We start from the raw sequence: 20,253 nt of genomic DNA, 5'->3' as shown, positions 1-20,253 counted from the left end.
ACCTCCTAAAAACTATGTCCCGGGATCATCAACACAGGCACCCGCGCATGACGCAAAATCGACGACGTCTGCGAACCAATAAACACCCGCGCCAACGGACCCAACGGGGACGATGCAAAACACAACAAATCCCCCTTCTTCCACTTCAACGCATCCAAAGCCGCCGACCAGCCCGAACCCGAACCAATCTCACAACCCACCGTACACTCCCCAAACACCCCATACACCTCATCACGAGCACGATCCAACGCCGCCAACGTATTCTCCCGCCACTCATGACGCACATCAGCAGGCAAATCCAACGCATCCGACACCGGCGGCGGACCAAAACCACCCGGCGACAACGCCACAATCCGCAACGGCACACCCCACTCACACGCAATCTGCGCCGCCCGCAACAACGCCGACAACTCCTGCTCCTCCCCCATCAACACAAAATTCACCCGCGTAACCCCACGCTTCGACAACTTCGGCGCACGCGGCGCCAACACCAACGGCACCGGCGAAGAATGCAACATCGCATCCGCCGTCGTCCCCGGCAAAAACCGACCCTTCGGCGCCGTCGCCTGCGAACCCAACACCACAACATCCGCCCCAAAATCCTGCGCCGCCTGCGTCAACAACACCGACTCCGAATTCCCATCCAAAAACACAGCAACATCCCCATCCCACATCGCTTCAGCCACCCCACAATCAGACAACCCACTGACCACAGCCTCACGATAACGCTTCTGCTCTTTAGCAAACCACTTCACATACTTACCCCCCGACTTCGCCACCCCAGGCGCAGTCCACGGACGCACAAACGCACACGCACAACGCACACGCACATCAGCAACACGCGACAACCACGCCGCAACCGCCAACGCCTCATCCCCACCCTGCTGTGGCGACCACGCAACCAACACCCTGATCGGATCATGGGAAAAAACAGAAAAAGAACCCGCAGCCTTCACCCCACCAAGCGCAGCCACATCCACATCACCCACAGACCCATCAACACCAGGCTGCAGGTGACGCTGAGAACCAGAATCCATCACATCAGGCATTTTCTCACAGTAACGAAAAACACCCCGACCCGCACCCTCCCACGCACGCAACCAACACCAACCGTTCAAGAAACTCAACGAGCACACGACATGTAGTACTTCGTACCAAGCACTAGTGAATGCCACGAGTAATGACAACCTAAATTCGGGGGTGGTGTGTTTTACCCCCGTGGGAACGCGAATGGTGTTTTTCCAGTCCTATATAAATGAAGGGCTTTTCCTTGCCCATAGTTTTGTTCACAACGCTGTGTGAAGGAGGGTGTATGAAATCACGCACAGCACTACTACCACTGGTAATCAGTTCTGCCCTTGTGGTGGTTGGGTGTTCTCATTCATCGACCACTCAGGCTGCATCGACAACTGTTGCTTCTTCGTTGGTGCCGACCCCGAATCCTACCGTGGTGCCTGATATTTGGTATCGGCCGGCAATGATCCCGCTTCCCCCGGATCGTGAATATACGGAAGGGTTCGATCCGAGTAATCGCACGCAAAAACTCTACAACCCGTGTGATGAGTTGACTGCTGAAGAGCTCGCAGAGTTAGAGCTGGAAAAAATAGGACGTACGCGTACTGAATCAACGTTGTTTGATTGTGGGATGGAGGTGCTTGGGCAAGACGGTGGTTATAACGTCACTACGCATCTTGCGACCTATGCCCATATCAAAGAGCGTGGGCTGATTATTGATGCGACGTTCCCGGATGTCGATGACCGCGTGTATTTCAGTCACATCCGGCACGATACTGCCGATCATTGCGATGCTGCTGTGAGCACTGAAAATGGGCGTTTGAGCATCACCTACAAATATCGCGAAAAAGAACCATTACCGAAAGACGAGCTGTGTCGTCGTGCCTATGAAGTTATGCAAAAACTACGTGTCAAAGGAGGATACCGATGAACTCTCGACCCATCGTGTTTTCACCTCGAAGCACCTGCCTGTTTTTAGAAAAGTACTAGCACTCTTATCGCTTTGGGGGTGGTGTGTTTTACCCCCCGTGGGAACGCGGATGGTGTTTTTCCAGTCCTATATAAATGAAGGGTTTTTCCTTGCCCCTAGTTTTGTTTACAACGCTGTGTGAAGGAGGGTGTATGAAATTACGCACAGCACTACTGCCACTGGTTATCAGTTCTGCTCTTGTGGTGGTTGGGTGTTCTCATTCATCGACCACTCAGGCTGCATCGACAACTGTTGCTTCTTCGTTGGTACCGACTCCGAATCCTACCGTGGTGCCTGATCTATGGTATCGGCCGGCAATGATCCCGCTTCCCCCGGATCGTGAATATACGGAAGGGTTCGATCCGAGTAATCGCACGCAAAAACTCTACAACCCGTGCGATGAGTTAACTGCTGAAGAGCTCACAGAATTAGAGCTGAAAAAAGTTGTAGAAACTGCTACCGCAGGTTCAACGTTGATTGATTGTGGGATGGAGGTGCTTGGTCAAGACGGTGGTTATAACGTCACTACGCATCTTGCGACCTATGCCCATATCAAAGAGCGTGGGCTGATTATTGATGCGACGTTCCCAGATGCCGATGACCGCGTGTATTTCAGTCACATCCGGCACGATACTGCCGATCATTGCGATGCTGCTGTGAGCACTGAAAATGGGCGTTTGAGTATCACCTACACATATCGGGAGAGAAAACCATTACCGAAAGACGAGCTGTGTCGTCGTGCCTATGAAGTTATGCAAAAACTACGTGTCAAAGGAGGATACCGATGAACTATCTGTACTTGAATCTAAGCCAAGTTCGTGACAGTATCAACGAACTAAAATCCATCAAAAAAGCTGTTTCTATGGCGTCAAACTATCCAGTCAAAGGGTTGCTTGATGGGTTTTCAACGGTCAGTGGTTTAGACCACATGGGTCGGTACCACGGGCAAGCCCTTGATGGGGCTGCTGGTAGCGCGAAAGAAATGCTCGAAGCATTTGAACGCCAGATCGACTGGTTAGAACACAACCTTCAAGCTTGTTATGATGCGAATGTTGAAATAAACCAGTTCGTCACAGAAGATATCTACGCGATCGAACACAGTGGCACACCTGAGTACACCCCAGTGGTGTTCCCCACCCGCCCTGAGTTAGGGTTTGCACCCTTTGATTTCCCCGAGCCAATAACATCAAAAGCTGCGTCATTAGAAAGCCTGCAAGAAGCATTGCTTGCAACCAATAACGCAGCAGCTATCGAAGCAGCAGATATCTGGACAGACATATCAAATCGTGTGATGGATATTAGTGCGCGGCTTCGTCGTGTCGCTGGTGATCTTGCAGAGCATAATTACGGTGAAGTATTTGAAGCAGCAGCATCACGAATCCACGAGATGTCCGCCACAGGGATCAACTTCGCCACCAACGCTGATGTTATGGCTACGTCAGTACGACACCTATCAACCATCGCGCCTGCCTACGCTCAAAGCGTTGCCGGTGCACTAGCAAGTGTGCATGTGGTTGGTGCCCACCCATCAGCAATAGCGATGAAAAAACAACTCGAAGAAACCTACCTCGTAGGGTTCAAAGAAGCACTAGGCAGCACACTTGTATCATCCATGCCAGGTGTGCGAAACCTCATGGATGCACCCGAAATAGGATCTGGTGGCGGGAGCACCGGAGGGTTTACAAGCCCAGGGCACACAGGTGGTGGGATAACCCGCAGCGGACACACCGCACAAAACATGGGGATTGATCCGCACCTACAAGCCCACAAAGTCCTCGATGACATTGCAGCCCAACAAGCATCCCTCGGGTTTGACCCAAACGTGGTCAACCCAGTAAATATGCACCAATACCCCGGTGGCGTTAATAGCCTTGGGGCAAGCACCCACACCTGGGGATCAGGACAAACCAACCACAGTGGATCAGGACAGGGATTTACCCCTGCTGCAACACACGCAAACACCGGCAGTACCTGGGGCACACCAAGCACTGGAAACCACACTGGTACAGGCACCGGTGCTGGGAGTGGTGCAGGTACTGGTGCTGGGAGTGGTGCGGGCGCTGGTGCTGGTGGGCGTGGATCATCAGGTGGAATAAATTCTGGTGGTACACGAAGTGGTGCTGGTGGCATGTACGGTACCGGTGGGCTGCGCAGCGGTGCAGGTGGAACAGGCTCTGGTTCCGGATCAGGATCGGGATCGGGTTCTGGTGGTAGTCGAGGTGGTTATCCAGGTGGTGGATCACAGTCAGGAACAGGTTCTGGGAACGGCAATGCCACCCCAGGAAATGGTGGAACAGGCACACACGCTGCCGGTTCAACTGGTCGTGGATCAACCATGGCAGGCGGGGCACCCATGGGTGGTGCAGGCGGTGCTGGTGGTGGTGCTGGAGGTCGTGAAAATCGACGGCGGACTACTCCACGCACCCGACGCACAGCGGTTAAAGGAGTACTCCAACAAGCAGAACGGGATAAAAACCTCCTCGACCTTCTAGGCGAAGCACCCAAAGTAGTCCCCCGCATCATCGGCGCAGACGTATTCAAACCCCGCCACGAACGCGACTAAAAAACATTTGTACCCTCATTGCCGAAGTATGGCTCGGCAATGAGGGATTACTACTTCTCGTTACGCTGCATCATCTCAGCGGTATACGCAGCTGCCAGCTCATGGATCAAATCAGCAACCTTCGCCGCATCCTCTAAACGCTCCTCAGGAAGCGTCGAAAGCATCTGAGCCAAGTACTCAGTACGCTCCTCGCCCACCCGCTGCAACTCCTGGCGACCAAAATCAGTCAACTGCACACGCACGCCACGACGATCCGACTCCTCACGGATGCGCTCAATCATGCCCCGCTCCTCCAACTGGTGCAGCGCATTCGACGCCGTCGGCATACGAATCCCCTCAGCCTTAGCAATCTGGCTAATACGAGAAGGGCCATCCTCGGCGAGACGCGTCATGATCGTCATCTGCGGACCAGTCAAATCAGAAGCCTCAGCAATGCGGAAGTAGAGGACATAAAGCTTGGTCAGAGCAGGGCGGATATAGTGAGCAAGTTCTTTATATGAAGTAGCTGTCATGCATACTAGTGTATCTGTTTGCAGACAAACCTAACAACGCAGCCTTAGAGGGTTATAAGAATTGCTTTTGAGCTGCGTTAATCATCTGGGGGTTGTGGGCCGAAAACCACACGCATATAAAACACATCTACTACTAATCCCCCACCACTTAGCGCTAGACTTAGCAGAATGGTCGACTTTCACGGACACGTCACGCACAAACTAGCCCGCGCCCGCGTGTTAGCAGCATGGCGATCCGGGCACATCGACAAAGAAAACATCTGTGATGCCGAATTCCTGCTCGTAGCAGCAGCAAAGTATCACGGAACACCCGTCAACACACCGTGCCCCATCTGTGAGCACAACAGTTTACGGGAAGTCTTTTGGGTCTACGGTGACGAACTTGGCAGAATGTCAGGAAGCGCTCGGTCGCTCGAAGAGATAGAGCGGTTTGTACAGAATGGACTGGAATTTACAGTCCACAATGTAGAGGTATGCCCCAACTGCAAGTGGAACCACTTGATTGCGGCAGCCATAGCAGCACCAACCGGAACCACGGATGGCGCGAAGTAAACTTTTCCCGACCCCTTCGGGAAACGAAAAAGGTTTTTCAGGAAGAGCTTTTTAAGTGGCAGATAAAAACAAGGGCGCAAAGGGCGCGAAACGCACCCCAGCAACCACAAAAGCCCCCAGCGCTAAAGCGAAGAAAAAAGGTTGGGTCAAGCCGACGATCATCACGAGTATACTCGTCATGTTTGCCGCACCCTTCCTCCTCTTCATGGTTGCCTACATCACCATCGATGTACCCAAACCAGAAGAGCTGGTGACCAAGCAAGTATCCAAAATCTACGCCGCCGACACACAAACGGAACTCGCGCGCATCGTCCCCGCGGAAGGCAACCGCCAAGCAGTCACACTCGACAAAATCCCCGAAGTGACCCGCAACGCCGTGCTGGCCGCCGAAGACCGCGAGTTCTACTCCAACAACGGCTTCTCCTTCACAGGATTCGCCCGCGCCATCCTAGGCCAAGTCACCGGCAACACTTCCGCCGGCGGCGGATCCACCATCACCCAGCAATACGTGAAAAACATGGTGGTCGGCAACGACTACTCCTACAAACGTAAAGCAAAAGAACTTGTCTACTCCGTCAAAATGGCCAACGAGTGGAGCAAAGAGCAAGTGCTCGAAGCCTACCTCAACACCATCTACTTCGGACGCAACGCCTACGGCATCGACGCCGCCGCACGCGCCTACTTTGGCGTGCCCGTCGAAGAGCTCAATGCCGCACAATCCGCAGTTCTCGCCGCCAGTATCCAGCGACCCAGCCAGCTCGACCCCTGGAACAACCGGGAAGAAGCCGAACAGCGTTGGGGCTACGTGCTCGACGGCATGGTTGAAGAAGGCTGGCTCAGCCCCGAAGATCGCGCCAACTCCCTCTACCCTGACACCACCGACCCTGCACTCAACCAGGCCTACACCGAAGCACAAGGCACCAACGGGTTGATCAAGCACCAAGTAATGGCGGAACTCGACAGCCTCGGCATCACCGAAGACGACGTTCAAACCCGTGGCCTGCGCATCACCACCACCATTGATCCACAGGCACAGCAGGCCACCGTGGACACCATCCGAACCAACATGGCTAACCAGAAGGAAAACCTGCGCACCGCAGCAGTCTCCATCGAACCAGCCACCGGTGCAGTCCGCGCCTACTACGGTGGCGAAGACCCCAACGGTTGGGACTATGCCAACGCTGGTTACCAAACCGGCTCCACCTTCAAAATCTTCGGCTACGCCGCAGCCCTGCAGCAGGGCTTTAGCCCTAACCAGATGATCTCCTCCGCACCATTCACCCTGGCTAACGGCGCTCAGGTTGCTGGTGGTGGTTGTGGTGGCGGCTGCACCATGAAGGAAGCCCTCAAACAATCCCTCAACCCCCCATTTCTGCGCCTGCAGGCGGAACTGAACAACACCACCCAAGACGTCGCCGACATGGCGCACGCCCTAGGCGTGGCAAAGTCCATTCCGAACTTCCCCCAAACACTGACCGAAAACGGTGCCCAGCCTTACGAAGGCATCATCTTGGGCCAGTACAACTCCCGCCCACTCGACATGGCGCACGCCATGGCCACCATGGCAAACATGGGCGTGTGGCACGAAGCGTACTTCGTGGAAAAGGTCGAAACCGCCAACGGCGATATTCTCTACCAGCACGAGCATGACAAGGGTGAGCGCAGAGTCGCCCAGAACGTCGCAGCGAACACGATTGAGGCAATGCTGCCCATCGCGGGCTGGTCGAATGGCAATAATCTTGCAGGGGGACGTCCATCCGCTGCTAAAACTGGCACCCAACAGTTGGGTGATACCGGCCTGAACAAGGACGCGTGGATGATCGGCGCAACCCCACAGTTGGCCACCGCCGTGTGGGTTGGCACCGACGATAACTCCGCATTGCTCAACGAATGGGGCGGCAGCATCTACGGTGCGGGCCTACCTGCCACCTTGTGGAAGGGCATCCTCGACGGCGCCCTACAGGGCAAGGAAGTGATGAACTTCCCCGAAGCCAAGCCACTAGCCCACATCACCAAGGGCGGCAATATTGGGCAGATCTACATCCAGCCCACCGTCGTTCCCAACGACCCCCAGACCCCACCTCCGGCGAATATTCCGCCTGTCGACGCCCCACCGGCGCCACCAGCACCAGCTGAGGTGGAAATCTTGCCAGGCGTATCCATCCCCGCTGACCTGCTGGGGGTACCACCGGCACCGGAAGAATAACACCATGTGAATCTCACCGAGGTGTGAAGATCAGCCCAGAAAACCTTTAGCCTTGATTCAGCACACAGGGGTTTTCTGGGCTTTTGTATGTTTTAGGCACTGTGGCAGAAAGTGTGTGTGGCGGTTGGGGGCAAGCCTTCGGATACCTCTGTGGCCAGTGCTAGGGTTTTGAAAGAAAGCAACACGAAAACATTGGTGAGCAAAGAAAGCTGTGTGACCTCAAACGCCATGAACCTCATGCTGTTAGTAATGGGCTCAGTGTTCCTCGGATTCCTCTTCTTCGGCGGATCATACGCAGCCTTCATGTACAAAAAATCTAAAGCGCTTGTGTGGACCCTGTTCACCATCGCCATTTTGCTGATCACACTCATCCCAGTCATCTTGGCAGTGATCGTCTCCATCAACCCGCACTAGTCGGGAAAGCCTCAGGTGTGGCACTGCGGAGGGGGGGGGGGATAAGTGCCACGCCGAAAGTGTTGGGGGGAAGTAGGTGGGGGCGTCGATACGCTAGCGTGTGTTGTGATGACGTTTTCGTGGTGGGGCGTAAATGAATCGACTTTTCGCAGCGGGTGCGGTATCTTAGATAGGTTGCTGACGCAACAAGACCCTCCTGCCGCATCTATCAGTACTTTTCGGGTGCGGCCGAAACCATAAAACATTTACAAAGACCATAGGAGGTGATGAGGTCCGTGCGTCACTACGAAGTCATGATCATTCTGGATCCTTCCCAGGATGAACGCACTGTTGCCCCGTCTCTGGACAAGTTCTTAGAAGTTGTCCGCAAGGAAAACGGCACCGTGGAAAAGGTTGACATCTGGGGTAAGCGCCGTCTGGCCTACCCAATCGCTAAGAAGGACGAGGGCATCTACGCTGTCGTCAATCTGAACTGCGAATCCGCTACCGTTCAGGAACTTGACCGTGTTCTGAACCTGAACGACGGTGTTCTGCGTACCAAGGTTCTGCGCGGCGACAAGTAAAACACGCACCCACCCACACAACGGTGCGCAAAGAAAAGCGAAAAATTTCATTTTCTGCTCATGAATTTGCCACTAGGGTGGTTGGTGACTTGTTGTTCAACGCAACACCTTGAAAGCGTAAGAAAAATTCACCGTAATCCACTTACGCACCACTTTTCACGTAGATTGCACCAAAGAAAGGCAGTACAAAACCATGGCACAAGGAGATGTCAACATCACCATCGTCGGCAACGTTGTTGCTGACCCGGAACTCCGCTTCACCCAAACCGGTGCGGCGGTAGCGACTTTCCGCGTTGCGTCCACCCCACGCCGGTACGACTCACAGTCGAACCAGTGGGTTGACGGCGAAGCCATGTTTATGACCTGCAATATTTGGCGCCAAGCTGCCGAGAACGTCGCCGAAACCCTGTCGAAGGGTATGCGCGTGATCGTGACCGGCCGACTCCGCCAGCGCTCCTACGACACCCGCGAGGGTGAGAAGCGCACCGTGATGGAGTTGGAAGTTGATGAAGTGGGACCATCCTTGCGTTATGCAACTGCGCAGGTGAACCGCAATCCTCGTGAGGGCGGCTACAACCAACAACAGGGTGGTTATGCCCAAGGTGGAAACGCTGGCGGAGGTTTCTCCGGCGGCGGCGGATTTAATCAGGCGAACAACCACAGTGGTTTCAGCGGCGGCCAGTACGGCGGCGCTGCACCACAGCAATCCGCTCCTGCCAATGATCCATGGAGCAGCGCACCACCAGCTGGTGGATTTGGGGGCGCAGATGATGAGCCACCGTTCTAATAATCATCACGGTTAGAACTCTTGAAAGCTCATTGTGAGCGCCTGAAAAGAAAACCACAGATATAAATCTTTCCTACTTCCCACTGTGTGAACTAATACCGCGCTACTTCTGTGGCGTTGTGTGGGGGTGGGGTTAAAAACCACGAAAGGCAGGGATCATGAAGCTGATCCTCACCGCTGCCGTTGAGAACCTCGGTGTCGCAGGCGACATTGTTGAGGTTAAGGACGGTTACGGACGTAACTTGCTGCTTCCTCGCGGCCTGGCCATCGTTGCCACCCGCGGTGCAGAGAAGCAGATCGAGGGCATCAAGCGTGCCCAAGAGGCTCGCGAAATTCGCGACCTCGATCACGCTCGCGAAGTCAAGGCACAGCTGGAGGCACTTGAGGGTGTTTCCGTTTCTGTGCGCACCTCTGAGAAGGGTAAGCTCTTCGGTTCTGTATCCACCGAAGATATTGCTGCAGCTGTGAAGGCAGCTGGCGGCCCTAACCTGGATAAGCGCAACATTGTACTGCCAAAGGGCCTGGTTAAGGCTACCGGTAAGTACAAGGTAGATGTGAAGCTGCACTCCAACATCGCAGCATCGGTGAACTTCGAGGTCGTTGCTGCCTAATTTTTAGGCATACAGCAAGCAACGACGGTCACACATAGGTGACCCAACGACAACAGCATTAAAGAAGCGAAGGTATCTTACCCACTTTGTGTGGAGAAGGTAGCTTCGCTTCTTTGTTTTTAAGATCAACACCGGTAAAAGCTTCGCGGTTTTTCATCCCCTGTTGGGCAATACTGATGGCATTATCAGCCACTACTGGGGATGGTTGTGAGTAACTTGCTTGGCACTGTGGATAAAAGGGTGGTCTGATGTGGGTTTTCACTCTCGACTGGGTGAAAAACCTGTGTAAAGCACGGTTTCTGGCACAATTTTTCAACCACGAGCGATAAGATTTTCACAGCCCTGAAACAGGCGATAACCTGCAGTTTTCAATAAGCACTTCACATTTTATCCACAGCTTTGCACAGTTTATCCCCATCTTTTTCTTGTTGTGCACAGCCGATGAACAGAGTTATCCACAACCCCCTGTGGATAACTCGCTTATGGCGGGTGTTTTCCCTGCCGTACATCCGGTTTTCACCGATTTTTACTTCCTGCGCCTAAGTGCTCGTCGGGGTTCAGTTCTTTTAAAATTTCACGAGTCGCTGCTAACTAAACCCCCACACACCAACTTCCGGCGTTACTCACAGGAGTAGTTGTTGTGGAACTTGAGCACAGTTTTCTCTCAACGACGGTTGTGCTGCAATTGTGCCGATCATACAAGACTCACGGGCAACGAAGTGAATATGATCACCATTGGTGATTTCTAAAGTTAAATAAAATATAATACTTTTATGTAAAAACATTGGCTCCGCGCACTTGTAGGTTTCATTACGGTTGCCTTTATGCTTGCCCCTCCAGCCTTTGCGCAGGCTCAGAACATGGAGGATTCTCACGTCGTTGAATTTGATATGGACGACGACGACATTTCATTCGAGGACTTTGATGCCGATTTCGAATTTGTTGCAATTGCCTTAGTCCCTGAAAGTGAACTGGTTGAACACTCACAGTTTGGGTTACCGCCTAATGTTCAACTTCCCAAACTCCCTTCATCCTCTATTCCACATGTGGGAGCTTTGGGTGAGGCATTGACAAAACTTGCTAGTGGCTCGTCGAACGTAAAAATTCCTGATGCCCTTGGGAATTATCATGGCTATCGGGAGGTGCCAGTACACTGCAAAGGCATTTTAGATCGGCCTCACCAGTCTTTTCATAAGCCCAAGACGATCAATACGCAGGCCAGGGTAAAATTTGATAGAACAATGGCGGAAATCTCCGGTGAGGTCACGCTGACAACAGTAGGTGTTGGATCAATTTCTTCTGGTGTGAGAACTGTACACGATCGCCGGAGGTGGAAGCACAATGTTGCTCGTTCATGCGATTACGTGACTCGGGATTACCGTTCGACTGTCCGCATTAAGTGGCGAGCTCATGCACCTGGACGTCCACGGGAAGGCACACTTGAATATTCTGAAGAAGCAAGTATCGCGTGCAAGACCATTTTCGACCCATAAGGGGATGAGAATGTTTCATGGAGTAGCGAGGCGGCGTGATAATCTCCAAAGAATTATCACCTATCTAGCGCCAATCCTGAGTGGAAGGAAGAACAATGGCTTTAACTGTTAAGGATTATGATCCAGATCAGCTCAAGTCCCCTTTTGAAATTCACCCGTACCGCGAACCCCACTATTTGGTGGTGTTTTGGGAACTGCGGGATGATCCCACAGGCTTTGGGGACAAATACTGGCATGAATTCATGTACCTTGTCAGTGGTGCAAAAAATGTGCTTGAGGTCATCGAGTGGGAGAAAGCGCATGCGGATAATCGCCCCTCCGCAACCTTTGGGCTATTCCGTGACGATATTATGACTTTGCCAATGGGGAGAGAATGGACACCTGTGGAAGGGCAGTCACTTGGTCTTGATCTCACGCTGTTGCTTCATGGTGAAATTCCCGTTGGGCGTCGGCTGAATGAGACAAATTTCTTCGAGTTTTAACAATGGGTGTGGCACGTGGAAAGCCACCAGCGTTGATGCTTCACAGAAAGGTTTGCGCTGGGTAGGCATTCCACGTGCTTTTATCGTGAGGTGAGTAAACGCATACCGCGAATGTTAGGCGAATCTGTGTGGCCTGACTTGTGACATTTTGGTGTGTTGTATTTCGTATTGACACTGTGGCCTTGGTGTTTGGTTGTGGGGTGGGGTGAAATTCCTGACTAATCGGGTAGTTGTGGGGGTAGTCGTAAACTGTTGAGTATGTCACTGCCGAGGATTCGTATTGTTCCGACTGCTTCTGGGGCTTCAGCGGTGTAGGTTCTGTGGCGGTATGTTGATAACAAGCCGGTGTTGGATCATATTGGTTCTGCGCATACGCCTGAAGAGCTTGCGTTGTTGAAAAGCCAGGCTCAGCGTTTGATTGATGGTGATCAGTTAGGGCTGGATTTTGGTGTTGCTAGTGGGGGCACAGGTGGGGTGGATGATCCTGTGCCTGTGATAGGGCAAAAGGCTGGGGATTTGTTAGATGCGATCCGGTCTGCGTTTGTTCATCTAGGTTTGGATGCTGCTACTGGAAGGGATCTATCGGGACACCACTACCGCCAGAAATCACCAGACTGCTCTATAGAATCTCGAAACCTGACTAAAATGTCACAAGTCTGGAAGAAGCACGTGTGGAGTGCAAGAACATTCTCGATCCATAGTGTGTGAGCATGTTTCTTAGAATGATGAAGTGAAACGGCTTGATTATCATGCAGGATTATCACCACATTGACCGAAAAACCTGAGTGAAAGGAAAAACCATGGCTTTAACTGTTAAGGATTATGACCCGGATCAACTCGCCTCTGTTGCGAACGTGTAATTCGTAGCGGTGTGGTAACTATCGTGTAGCGCTTGGGTGAGGATCGCGTAGCGCTTTTCATCGCCAGTGATGTGACCTTTGGAGTAGCACCCAGCAACCCGGTTGCACGCGTTACATAGAAAGTTGCCTACCGTGATTCTTAGCAGTTGCTCAGGGCGTTGCTGTTACAAGGCATGTCTTACTGCGACATTATTGCCTGAACTCGCGCATCACGTTGTGACGGAGTCTATCTTGAAAAGGCTCATCGGTGTGATGATCCCAACATGCGCCTGAAACCGACAAGCCACAACTAAAGCAAAATCACCCTTAAGTCACCGCGGAACCTGACCCCGTTTAGTAGATCCAAAGGTGTCTTGAGGGTGCTACGCGATACTCACTCTGGCGCTACTCGATCGTTACCACACCGCTACGAAAAGCTCGTCCGGAACATCGCCTCAGTTTTTGAAATCCACCCGTACCGTCAACCCCACTATTTGGTGGTGTTTTGGGAACTGCGGGATGATCCCACAGGCTTTGGGGACAAATACTGGCATGAATTCATGCACCTTGTCAGTGGTGCAAAAATGTGCTTGAGGTCATCGAGTGGGAGAAAGCGCATGCGGATAATCGCCCCTCCGCAACCTTTGGGCTATTCCGTGACGATATTATGACTTTGCCAATGGGGAGAGAATGGACACCTGTGGAAGGAAAATCACTTGGTCCTGATCTCACGCTGTTGCTTCATGGTGAAATTCCCATTGGGCGTCGGCTGAATGAGACAAATTTCTTCGAATTTTAATAATGGGTGTGGCACGTGGAAAGCCACCAGCGTTGTTGCTTCACAGAAAGGTTTGCGCTGGGTAGGCATTCCACGTGCTTTTATTGTGAGGTGAATAAACGCACACCGCGAAAATTAACTGGATGGGTGTGGGGGTAAGAAAAAGGTGTGTGGGTTCGCATCAGCACAGCGTGGACAGATAGGGTTGAGCACCACAACACACAGCATCCACACGTTTCGTGGGCGACGGGAAGGGGAATTGAGTAGGTGCCAGCAATCGAAGATTATGCCCTCATCGGCGCAGGTAACACACTCCTGTTGGAAAATCGCAACGGCAGCATCGACTGGCTATGCGCACCTTATCCCCACAGTGCGGCAATCTGTGCCGCACTGCTGGGCACCCGTGAACACGGATACTGGCAGATGAGAGTGGATGGACAAGTGGAAACCACGCGCCGCTACACAGATGCTGGCATGGGCGTGGAAACAACCTGGATTACTGATAATGGTGTGGCGAAACTGCATACCCACATTCGAGTGGAAAGCGGAAGTGCTGTGCTTGAGCGCAGCATCGAATGTATGAAGGGTGAGTGTCATGTTTCCAGTATTTTTCACCCCCTAGGTGGGTACGGATCAACACCGGCGCAGATCACCACCCGTGAAAACGGTAGCTATCAGCTCAGTTTTGCAGAAGGACTCACCACGGATTTCACAGCACCGAAAGCCACGCAGTGCAATGAGGGAGCCCTTGAGACACATGTGCGTTTAACAGCGGGGGAGAAGGCCAGTTGGGTGCTGTCCTGGCAGTGTGATTCAGCGCAGTCGGATATTCCTGTGTCAGCTGTCGGCCAGGCCATGAATAGCCAAGTACCCACGCGCTGGGCGCAGATGGTATCCCGTAGCGTGCAGGTATTGACACAACTGTGCCAACCTAGTGGTGCGATTCTTGCCGCGCCCACCACCTCCTTGCCGGAGTTTTTCGGCGGGGTGCGTAACTGGGATTACCGCTACTGCTGGCTGCGCGATAGCGCTTTGACGGTTGAAGCGCTGCTTATTGCGCGGCACTGGGGCTTTGATTGCACGGACTATGCCATAAGGTGGCGTGAGTGGATCACCACCCAAATCCTTAACGATCCCGAGAATATTCTCATCATGTATGGGATTAACGGGGAGCGAGAACTTGAGGAAAAAGAACTCGCGCACCTGCCGGGCTTCGCCCACTCACGCCCCGTGCGCATCGGCAACGGAGCCTGGAATCAGTATCAAGCCGATGTTGCCGGTGAAGTGCTGTTATGCTTCGCGCAGCTGCGGCACGCAGGGATTATGGACACCCCACAAAGCTGGCTAGCGCAAAAATACTTAGCTGATTTCATGTGCGCCCACTTCGACCGACCCGATCACGGTATTTGGGAAATGCGCGGGCAACTTCAGCACTTTACCCATTCACGGGCAATGATGTGGGCAGGTTTTAACCAGCTACTCCACGCGGTCAGCGCGTATCCCGATACCCCAAGCGAGCAGATTCACCAGTGGGAGCTGTTTCGTGATCGACTTGAAGAAGAGATTCTCACATTCGGCGTGCACCCCACGCACGGCTATTTCACCCAAACCTTCGGCGGGGAAGAAGTCGATGCATCCTTATTGCAACTACCCCACACTGGGCTTATAGCTTGGGATGACCCACGCATGCGCGCCACAATTGAACGGATTGAGCAGGAACTCGGCGACGATAACGGCTTTATTTGTCGCTACCATACGCAGGTGGATCAGGCTGGAATTGATGGGATTGCTGGTGGCGAGTACCCGTTTGTGATCTGCAATTTTTGGCTGGCCGAAGCTTATGCGCACAGTGGTGAGATGATGAAGGCTCAGGCGCTCGTGGACAGGCTGTGTGATTGTGCGAACGATCTCGGGTTGTTAGCTGAAGAATATGATCCTGAAACACAGCGTTTAGCGGGCAATTTCCCCCAAGCGTTCTCCCATGTGGGCTTAATCAGGGCAGTTGCCGCCTGTGCGATTAACATGGGAGAGTGAAATTACGCATCTTAATTGGAGGGTTTTGAGTGAGTGACGATTTTTCGGCGGCAAGTTTCGACGACGCCCCCGCACAGCCGGTGTATTCCCAGGCTGTGCCGGCACCGGCGTTTGAAGATTTCGCCCTCGAAGACTACATCCCCCCTGAGCCCCACGACGAACCCGTGGGTGAAGATGTTGCGCCTCTTATCGCACCGCCTGTTGCGGCTTTTGGGGGCGGGAATTCGGCGTCGACACGCAAAAAATACGACGATAAGCACAAGCGCTACGACGATTATCGCCAGCCCCCGCACGATAATGAAGCGGAGCAAGGCGTGCTCGGGGCGATGCTGCTCAGCCCCAACACCGTGGTCGACATTATCGAAGTGCTCAGCCCCGACGATTTCTACCGCCCCGCCCACCAGTTGATTTACACCGCAATCATCGACCTGTTCTCCGATAATAAGGAGATCGACCCCGTCATCGTTGCTGCCCGGCTTGACCGCAACAATGACCTCGAACGGGTCGGCGGCGCACCCTATCTGCACACCCTGATTTCCTCCGTGCCCACCGCGGCAAACGCCGTGTACTATGCCGAAATCGTCGCCGAAAAAGCGATCCTACGCAAGCTTGTCGACGCCGGAACCAGGGTGGTGCAGCTGGCTTACGAAGGCACCGAAGGCGCCGAAATTGATGCCGTGATCGACATGGCACAGCAGCAAGTCTTCGCCATCGCCCAAAAAAGCAGCACCGAAGACTACGCTTTGCTGCAAGACCTGCTGCAGCCAACCATGGACGAGCTGGAAAGCATCGAAACCGGCGGTGGGCTCGCCCAAGGTGTGCCCACCGGCTTCTATGAGCTTGACCAGCTCACCAACGGTTTGCACGGCGGACAGATGATCATTGTTGCCGCCCGCCCGGGTGTGGGTAAATCCACCATCGCCCTCGACTTCGTGCGCTCCTGCGCTATTAAACACAATAAAGCTGCCGTCATTTTCTCTCTAGAAATGTCCAAGAGCGAAATCGTGATGCGTATGCTCTCCGCCGAAACCGAAATCAAACTCTCAGACATGCGTGCTGGACGCATGCAGCCGGGGGATTGGGAAAAACTCGTCAACCGCATCGGGCAGATCGAACAAGCTCCCATCTTTATTGACGACTCCGCGAACCTCACCATGATGGAAATTCGCTCCAAAGCCCGAAAGTTGAAGCAAAAGCACGACCTGCAGATGATCGTCGTCGACTACCTCCAGCTGATGAGCTCCGGTAAGAAAACCGAATCCCGCCAGCAAGAAGTCTCCGAATTCTCGCGTTCCTTGAAGCTTCTCGCCAAAGAGCTTGACGTCCCACTCGTGGCGATCTCGCAGCTCAACCGTGGACCCGAGTCCCGCACTGACAAACGCCCACAGATCGCTGACCTGCGTGAATCCGGCTCCCTTGAGCAGGATGCCGACATGGTCATGCTGCTCTATCGCCCCGACTCCCAGGAGAAGGAAGACCCTCGTGCCGGCGAAGCAGACGTCATCTTGGCAAAGCACCGCGGCGGGCCCATTGACACCGTCACAGTGGCACACCAGCTCCACTTCTCCCGATTCGTTGACATGCCACGACACATGGGGTAGTAAATTACCTATAGTTTAAGATTTCTAAGGAGTTTCTTGTGCTCACTAAACTTTTGGCACTGATCGTTTCAGTTTTTAGTGCGATCGCCGCTTTCTTAGGCGGCACCATCGGACCAGTCATCCCGTCCAATCCTGCCCTTGCAGGCTCCGCTAAGTTCATTGACAACTACCATGTGGGTTCACCACTTGAGGTGACACTTCCTGCCGACGCGCAACCAGTCGATGCTGAAAACCTTGGCAAAGTACGACGTGGCACCTGGATTTCCACCCAGCGCCCCACCACAACCGCGATCAGCTTCGAGGAAATCGGCGATGTGGACACAGACGGAATCAAAGAAGAACTGAACAATCAACTGCCCGCAGACCTCCAGCTGATCACCGGTGTCACAGGCTGTAACAGCGGGTACCGATTCGTCTGGTTCGACAACGCAACCCTGCGCATGAGCACAACCGGCATGCTCACCGATAAAGCCTGCAGCCCACTTGAAAACGCACGCCAGAAAGAACTCTTAAGCTTCCTCGAAGCACGACCTGTCGCGCACCTCGATGGACAAGGCACCTTGTACCTGGTGCGTCCTGATGGTGTAGCAACCTCTTTTGCGCGCCGTTAAAGTCAGCCCTGGAGTACTTAGGAGATAACTTGTTGGCAAAAATCATTGCGTTGATTGCTTCTGTTTTAAGTGGTCTTGCAGCGTTGTTGATTCCCATCATCGGAAGTGATCTGGCGGAGAAGAGTGGCCTTGCAGGGTCCGTGGCGCGGGTAGATAAATTCCATGTGGGTAAGCCACTGGATGTACCACTTCCTGCCGATGCTACTGTTGCTACCGCCTTGCAGTTGAAGGAAGCGCGCGTGGGTAAATGGGTATCCACCCAACGCCCCAACGTGACGTACATTGATTTTGGCGAGTACAGCCAAGGAATCAACGGCGACCCAATCGCGGAGGAGTTTGAGGGTTCTATCCCTGAGGATTTCCAGCTCATCGGTGGAATCACCGGTTGCAATGTTGGTTATGGCTACGTGTGGTTTGAGGGTGCAACCCTGCGCCTGTCAAAGAATAATTTCAGCACGCTGATGGCATGCGGAGGCTATGATCATGCACGACGAGTAGAGCTGATGGGTTACCTCAAGGCCAAGCCTGAAGTGCGTTTCGACTCGCAGGGAATCATGTATCTCGTTCGCCCTGACGGTAAGGCCGCTGCTTTCCGGCGCGCATAACCACTACTGCAATACAACAAACGATGGTCTTGGGCCATCCCCATAAAAACGCCACAGCCTTAAGATATTCTTTCGGCTGTGGCGTTGAGGTTAAGCAGTGGTTTTCTTTTTGTGTTAGTCGAGTGCCTTCGAGCGTTGTTCGGGGAGGGTGAAAGCCGCGAGAGCGGCAATAGCGAACGCGGTACCAAACAATGCAAACAAGCCACCGGTACCGGCTACAGCAATGACCGGGGGAACGATCAGTGGGGCAATGATAGAAGCGATGCGGCCAAAGCCAGCAGCCGCACCGGTACCCCGGCCACGGATCGCAGTGGGGTAAAGCTCCGGCCCGATCGCATACAACGCGCCCCACGCGCCCAAGTTAAAGAAGGACAAAATACAGCCGGCAGCAATAATCAAGGTGGGGGAATCGGCAAAGCCATACAACCCTGCTGCACAAGCGGAACCGGCAAGGAATACTGCTAGTGTGATGCGCCGACCCCACTTCTCAATCAGCCACGCGGAAACTGCATAGCCTGGCAGTTGGGCGAGGGTGATAATCAATGTGAATTGGAAGCTCTTGACCAGGGTGAAACCGTCGGCAACCAACAGGGAGGGGATCCAGATAAACGCCCCGTAGTAGCTTAAGTTGATGCAGAACCAAATGGTCCACAAGGCGGCGGTACGACGGCGCAGTTGGGAAGACCATAGCGAGTTTTCCGCACCCACGCTATCGTGTACCACGGTAGTTTCGGCAGCATACAGGCGTTGGAGTTCTTCTGCCGGGACGTCCTTTTCAAAGGTTTTCAAAATCGTTTCGGCTTCCTCGTGGCGTCCCTTTGATTCGAGGAATCGGATGGATTCTGGCAATCCCATGCGCACATACAAGGCATAGATTGCCGGGACGCAGCCGAGTGCAAGCGCCCAGCGCCAACCATTTTCACCGGTGGTGACAACGAAGAAACCGATCAACGCCGCCATGATCCATCCCAGCGCCCAAAACGCTTCGAGGATGACCACCATGCGGCCGCGGACAGCGCGTGGCGAAAACTCCGATACAAGGGTGGAGGCAACGGGAAGTTCGGCACCAAGGCCAAGGCCAACAATAAAGCGCAGTGCCATTAAGGCGGCAAGCCCACCAACGAGGGCGGAAGCGCCGGTAGCAAGGCCATAGACAATCAAGGTGAGGGCGAAGATGTGGCGGCGGCCGAATTTGTCGGCCAAAAGCCCACCAAAGGTTGCGCCCACAGCCATGCCCACGAAACCAATGGATGCGAGCATGGAGGTGTGGCCAGGTTCTAAGCCCCAGTGGGTAATCAGGGCGGCCATGATGAAGGAAATCAGGCCGACATCCATGGCATCTAGTGCCCAGCCGATACCGGAACCGACAAGCATCTTTTTGTGGGCGCGGGTTAAGGGGAGCCGATCCAAGCGTTCGTTTCTGCTTAAACTTGTCATGGTGTGGGGAATCCTCCTGTGGGTGAGGGGGTGATTTTTGTTTCTGCCATGGTAAAACACGCTGTTGTGCCCTCGTCAACACGGGGGTGTATGTAATACACTAAGTAGTTCGACGAAAATGCTTCCCACATGCTAAAAGGTGTGAAAATTACACTAACTGCGGGGGTGCTGAGGTGAAGCT

General features: G+C 53.6%; 20 protein-coding genes and 1 pseudogene. 17 read left to right on the top strand and 4 right to left on the bottom strand.

All coding sequences use genetic code 11. From position 1 onward, the window contains the following. Window positions 1-5: 5 nt before the first annotated feature. A complete protein-coding gene (locus CFELI_RS13090; protein ID WP_374724751.1) occupies window positions 6-974 on the bottom strand; it encodes a universal stress protein in 969 nt (322 codons plus the stop codon). Between the two features lie 338 nt (window positions 975-1,312). Here CFELI_RS13090 and CFELI_RS13085 point away from each other — a divergent pair, with 338 nt between their 5' ends. The 3 genes from CFELI_RS13085 (at window position 1,313) to CFELI_RS13075 (ending at window position 4,547) form a co-directional block, all read left to right on the top strand. Continuing rightward, window positions 1,313-1,945: a DUF3558 family protein gene (locus tag CFELI_RS13085; protein ID WP_290259059.1), complete on the top strand. Its 633-nt coding sequence runs from the start codon at window positions 1,313-1,315 to the stop codon at window positions 1,943-1,945. Window positions 1,946-2,136: 191 nt separating this feature from the next. After that, entirely contained in the window at window positions 2,137-2,772 is a 636-nt protein-coding gene (locus CFELI_RS13080) for a DUF3558 family protein (RefSeq protein WP_277105683.1), read from the top strand. Beyond that, window positions 2,769-4,547: a hypothetical protein gene (locus tag CFELI_RS13075; RefSeq protein WP_290259058.1), complete on the top strand. Its 1,779-nt coding sequence runs from the start codon at window positions 2,769-2,771 to the stop codon at window positions 4,545-4,547. The genes CFELI_RS13080 and CFELI_RS13075 overlap by 4 nt, the downstream gene beginning before the upstream one ends. Window positions 4,548-4,597: 50 nt before the next feature. Here CFELI_RS13075 and CFELI_RS13070 read toward each other — a convergent pair whose 3' ends face one another. Next, entirely contained in the window at window positions 4,598-5,059 is a 462-nt protein-coding gene (locus CFELI_RS13070) for a MarR family winged helix-turn-helix transcriptional regulator (RefSeq protein ID WP_277104267.1), read from the bottom strand. Between the two features lie 168 nt (window positions 5,060-5,227). Here CFELI_RS13070 and CFELI_RS13065 point away from each other — a divergent pair, with 168 nt between their 5' ends. From CFELI_RS13065 to rplI, 6 genes are all read left to right on the top strand, one after another. After that, window positions 5,228-5,611, top strand: coding sequence for a DUF5318 family protein (locus CFELI_RS13065; protein ID WP_277104268.1), 384 nt, complete (start codon window positions 5,228-5,230; stop codon window positions 5,609-5,611). 55 nt (window positions 5,612-5,666) lie between these two features. Next, the gene (locus CFELI_RS13060; protein WP_374724708.1) at window positions 5,667-7,817 is read left to right on the top strand and encodes a transglycosylase domain-containing protein; all 2,151 of its coding nucleotides are present in this window, start codon (window positions 5,667-5,669) and stop codon (window positions 7,815-7,817) included. Between the two features lie 228 nt (window positions 7,818-8,045). After that, window positions 8,046-8,231, top strand: a complete 186-nt coding sequence (locus CFELI_RS13055; RefSeq protein WP_277104290.1) for a hypothetical protein — start codon at window positions 8,046-8,048, stop codon at window positions 8,229-8,231. A gap of 275 nt (window positions 8,232-8,506) precedes the next feature. Next, on the top strand, window positions 8,507-8,794 hold the full coding sequence (rpsF, locus tag CFELI_RS13050) for a 30S ribosomal protein S6 (protein WP_277104269.1): 288 nt from the start codon (window positions 8,507-8,509) through the stop codon (window positions 8,792-8,794). A gap of 193 nt (window positions 8,795-8,987) precedes the next feature. Next, on the top strand, window positions 8,988-9,581 hold the full coding sequence (locus CFELI_RS13045; protein WP_277104270.1) for a single-stranded DNA-binding protein: 594 nt from the start codon (window positions 8,988-8,990) through the stop codon (window positions 9,579-9,581). 158 nt (window positions 9,582-9,739) lie between these two features. Beyond that, the gene (gene rplI / locus CFELI_RS13040) at window positions 9,740-10,192 is read left to right on the top strand and encodes a 50S ribosomal protein L9 (RefSeq protein ID WP_277104271.1); all 453 of its coding nucleotides are present in this window, start codon (window positions 9,740-9,742) and stop codon (window positions 10,190-10,192) included. A gap of 58 nt (window positions 10,193-10,250) precedes the next feature. On the opposite strand, the gene CFELI_RS13035 is transcribed toward rplI, so the two are convergent. Continuing rightward, a complete protein-coding gene (locus CFELI_RS13035; RefSeq protein ID WP_277104272.1) occupies window positions 10,251-10,385 on the bottom strand; it encodes a hypothetical protein in 135 nt (44 codons plus the stop codon). 631 nt (window positions 10,386-11,016) lie between these two features. Here CFELI_RS13035 and CFELI_RS13030 point away from each other — a divergent pair. The 8 genes and pseudogenes from CFELI_RS13030 to CFELI_RS12995 all read left to right on the top strand — a co-directional run bounded on the left by CFELI_RS13030 (window position 11,017) and on the right by CFELI_RS12995 (window position 18,635). Further along, entirely contained in the window at window positions 11,017-11,685 is a 669-nt protein-coding gene (locus CFELI_RS13030) for a hypothetical protein (protein WP_277104273.1), read from the top strand. A 95-nt stretch (window positions 11,686-11,780) separates the two neighbouring features. Further along, window positions 11,781-12,167: a hypothetical protein gene (locus CFELI_RS13025; RefSeq protein WP_277104274.1), complete on the top strand. Its 387-nt coding sequence runs from the start codon at window positions 11,781-11,783 to the stop codon at window positions 12,165-12,167. A 318-nt stretch (window positions 12,168-12,485) separates the two neighbouring features. Beyond that, window positions 12,486-12,746: pseudogene (locus CFELI_RS13695) on the top strand (IS1634 family transposase); the annotation flags it as partial. 846 nt (window positions 12,747-13,592) lie between these two features. Further along, on the top strand, window positions 13,593-13,805 hold the full coding sequence (locus CFELI_RS13015; protein WP_277104276.1) for a hypothetical protein: 213 nt from the start codon (window positions 13,593-13,595) through the stop codon (window positions 13,803-13,805). Between the two features lie 246 nt (window positions 13,806-14,051). Further along, window positions 14,052-15,818, top strand: a complete 1,767-nt coding sequence (locus tag CFELI_RS13010) for a glycoside hydrolase family 15 protein (protein ID WP_277104277.1) — start codon at window positions 14,052-14,054, stop codon at window positions 15,816-15,818. 29 nt (window positions 15,819-15,847) lie between these two features. After that, a complete protein-coding gene (dnaB, locus tag CFELI_RS13005) occupies window positions 15,848-17,419 on the top strand; it encodes a replicative DNA helicase (RefSeq protein WP_374724707.1) in 1,572 nt (523 codons plus the stop codon). Window positions 17,420-17,457: 38 nt separating this feature from the next. Then, complete coding sequence (locus tag CFELI_RS13000; RefSeq protein ID WP_277104278.1) at window positions 17,458-18,030, top strand: META domain-containing protein; 573 nt, start codon at window positions 17,458-17,460, stop codon at window positions 18,028-18,030. Between the two features lie 32 nt (window positions 18,031-18,062). Next, entirely contained in the window at window positions 18,063-18,635 is a 573-nt protein-coding gene (locus CFELI_RS12995) for a hypothetical protein (protein WP_277104279.1), read from the top strand. A gap of 114 nt (window positions 18,636-18,749) precedes the next feature. On the opposite strand, the gene CFELI_RS12990 is transcribed toward CFELI_RS12995, so the two are convergent. Further along, window positions 18,750-20,072, bottom strand: coding sequence for an MFS transporter (locus CFELI_RS12990; RefSeq protein WP_277104280.1), 1,323 nt, complete (start codon window positions 20,070-20,072; stop codon window positions 18,750-18,752). Window positions 20,073-20,253 lie beyond the last annotated feature (181 nt).

This window comes from Corynebacterium felinum (genome assembly GCF_030408755.1).
In the GTDB taxonomy this organism is placed as follows: Bacteria; Actinomycetota; Actinomycetes; order Mycobacteriales; family Mycobacteriaceae; genus Corynebacterium; species Corynebacterium felinum.
The sequence above is the reverse complement of the archived record's forward strand: the minus strand, read 5'-3'. Positions and strand labels throughout refer to the sequence as shown.

Coding starts and splice junctions, on each gene's coding strand:
- CFELI_RS13085 (WP_290259059.1), top strand. CDS start 1,313: ATGAAATCACGCACAGCACTACTACCACTGGTAATCAGTTCTGCCCTT.
- CFELI_RS13080 (WP_277105683.1), top strand. CDS start 2,137: ATGAAATTACGCACAGCACTACTGCCACTGGTTATCAGTTCTGCTCTT.
- CFELI_RS13075 (WP_290259058.1), top strand. CDS start 2,769: ATGAACTATCTGTACTTGAATCTAAGCCAAGTTCGTGACAGTATCAAC.
- CFELI_RS13070 (WP_277104267.1), bottom strand. CDS start 5,059: ATGACAGCTACTTCATATAAAGAACTTGCTCACTATATCCGCCCTGCT.
- CFELI_RS13065 (WP_277104268.1), top strand. CDS start 5,228: ATGGTCGACTTTCACGGACACGTCACGCACAAACTAGCCCGCGCCCGC.
- CFELI_RS13055 (WP_277104290.1), top strand. CDS start 8,046: ATGAACCTCATGCTGTTAGTAATGGGCTCAGTGTTCCTCGGATTCCTC.
- CFELI_RS13045 (WP_277104270.1), top strand. CDS start 8,988: ATGGCACAAGGAGATGTCAACATCACCATCGTCGGCAACGTTGTTGCT.
- rplI (WP_277104271.1), top strand. CDS start 9,740: ATGAAGCTGATCCTCACCGCTGCCGTTGAGAACCTCGGTGTCGCAGGC.
- CFELI_RS13030 (WP_277104273.1), top strand. CDS start 11,017: ATGCTTGCCCCTCCAGCCTTTGCGCAGGCTCAGAACATGGAGGATTCT.
- CFELI_RS13025 (WP_277104274.1), top strand. CDS start 11,781: ATGGCTTTAACTGTTAAGGATTATGATCCAGATCAGCTCAAGTCCCCT.
- CFELI_RS12990 (WP_277104280.1), bottom strand. CDS start 20,072: ATGACAAGTTTAAGCAGAAACGAACGCTTGGATCGGCTCCCCTTAACC.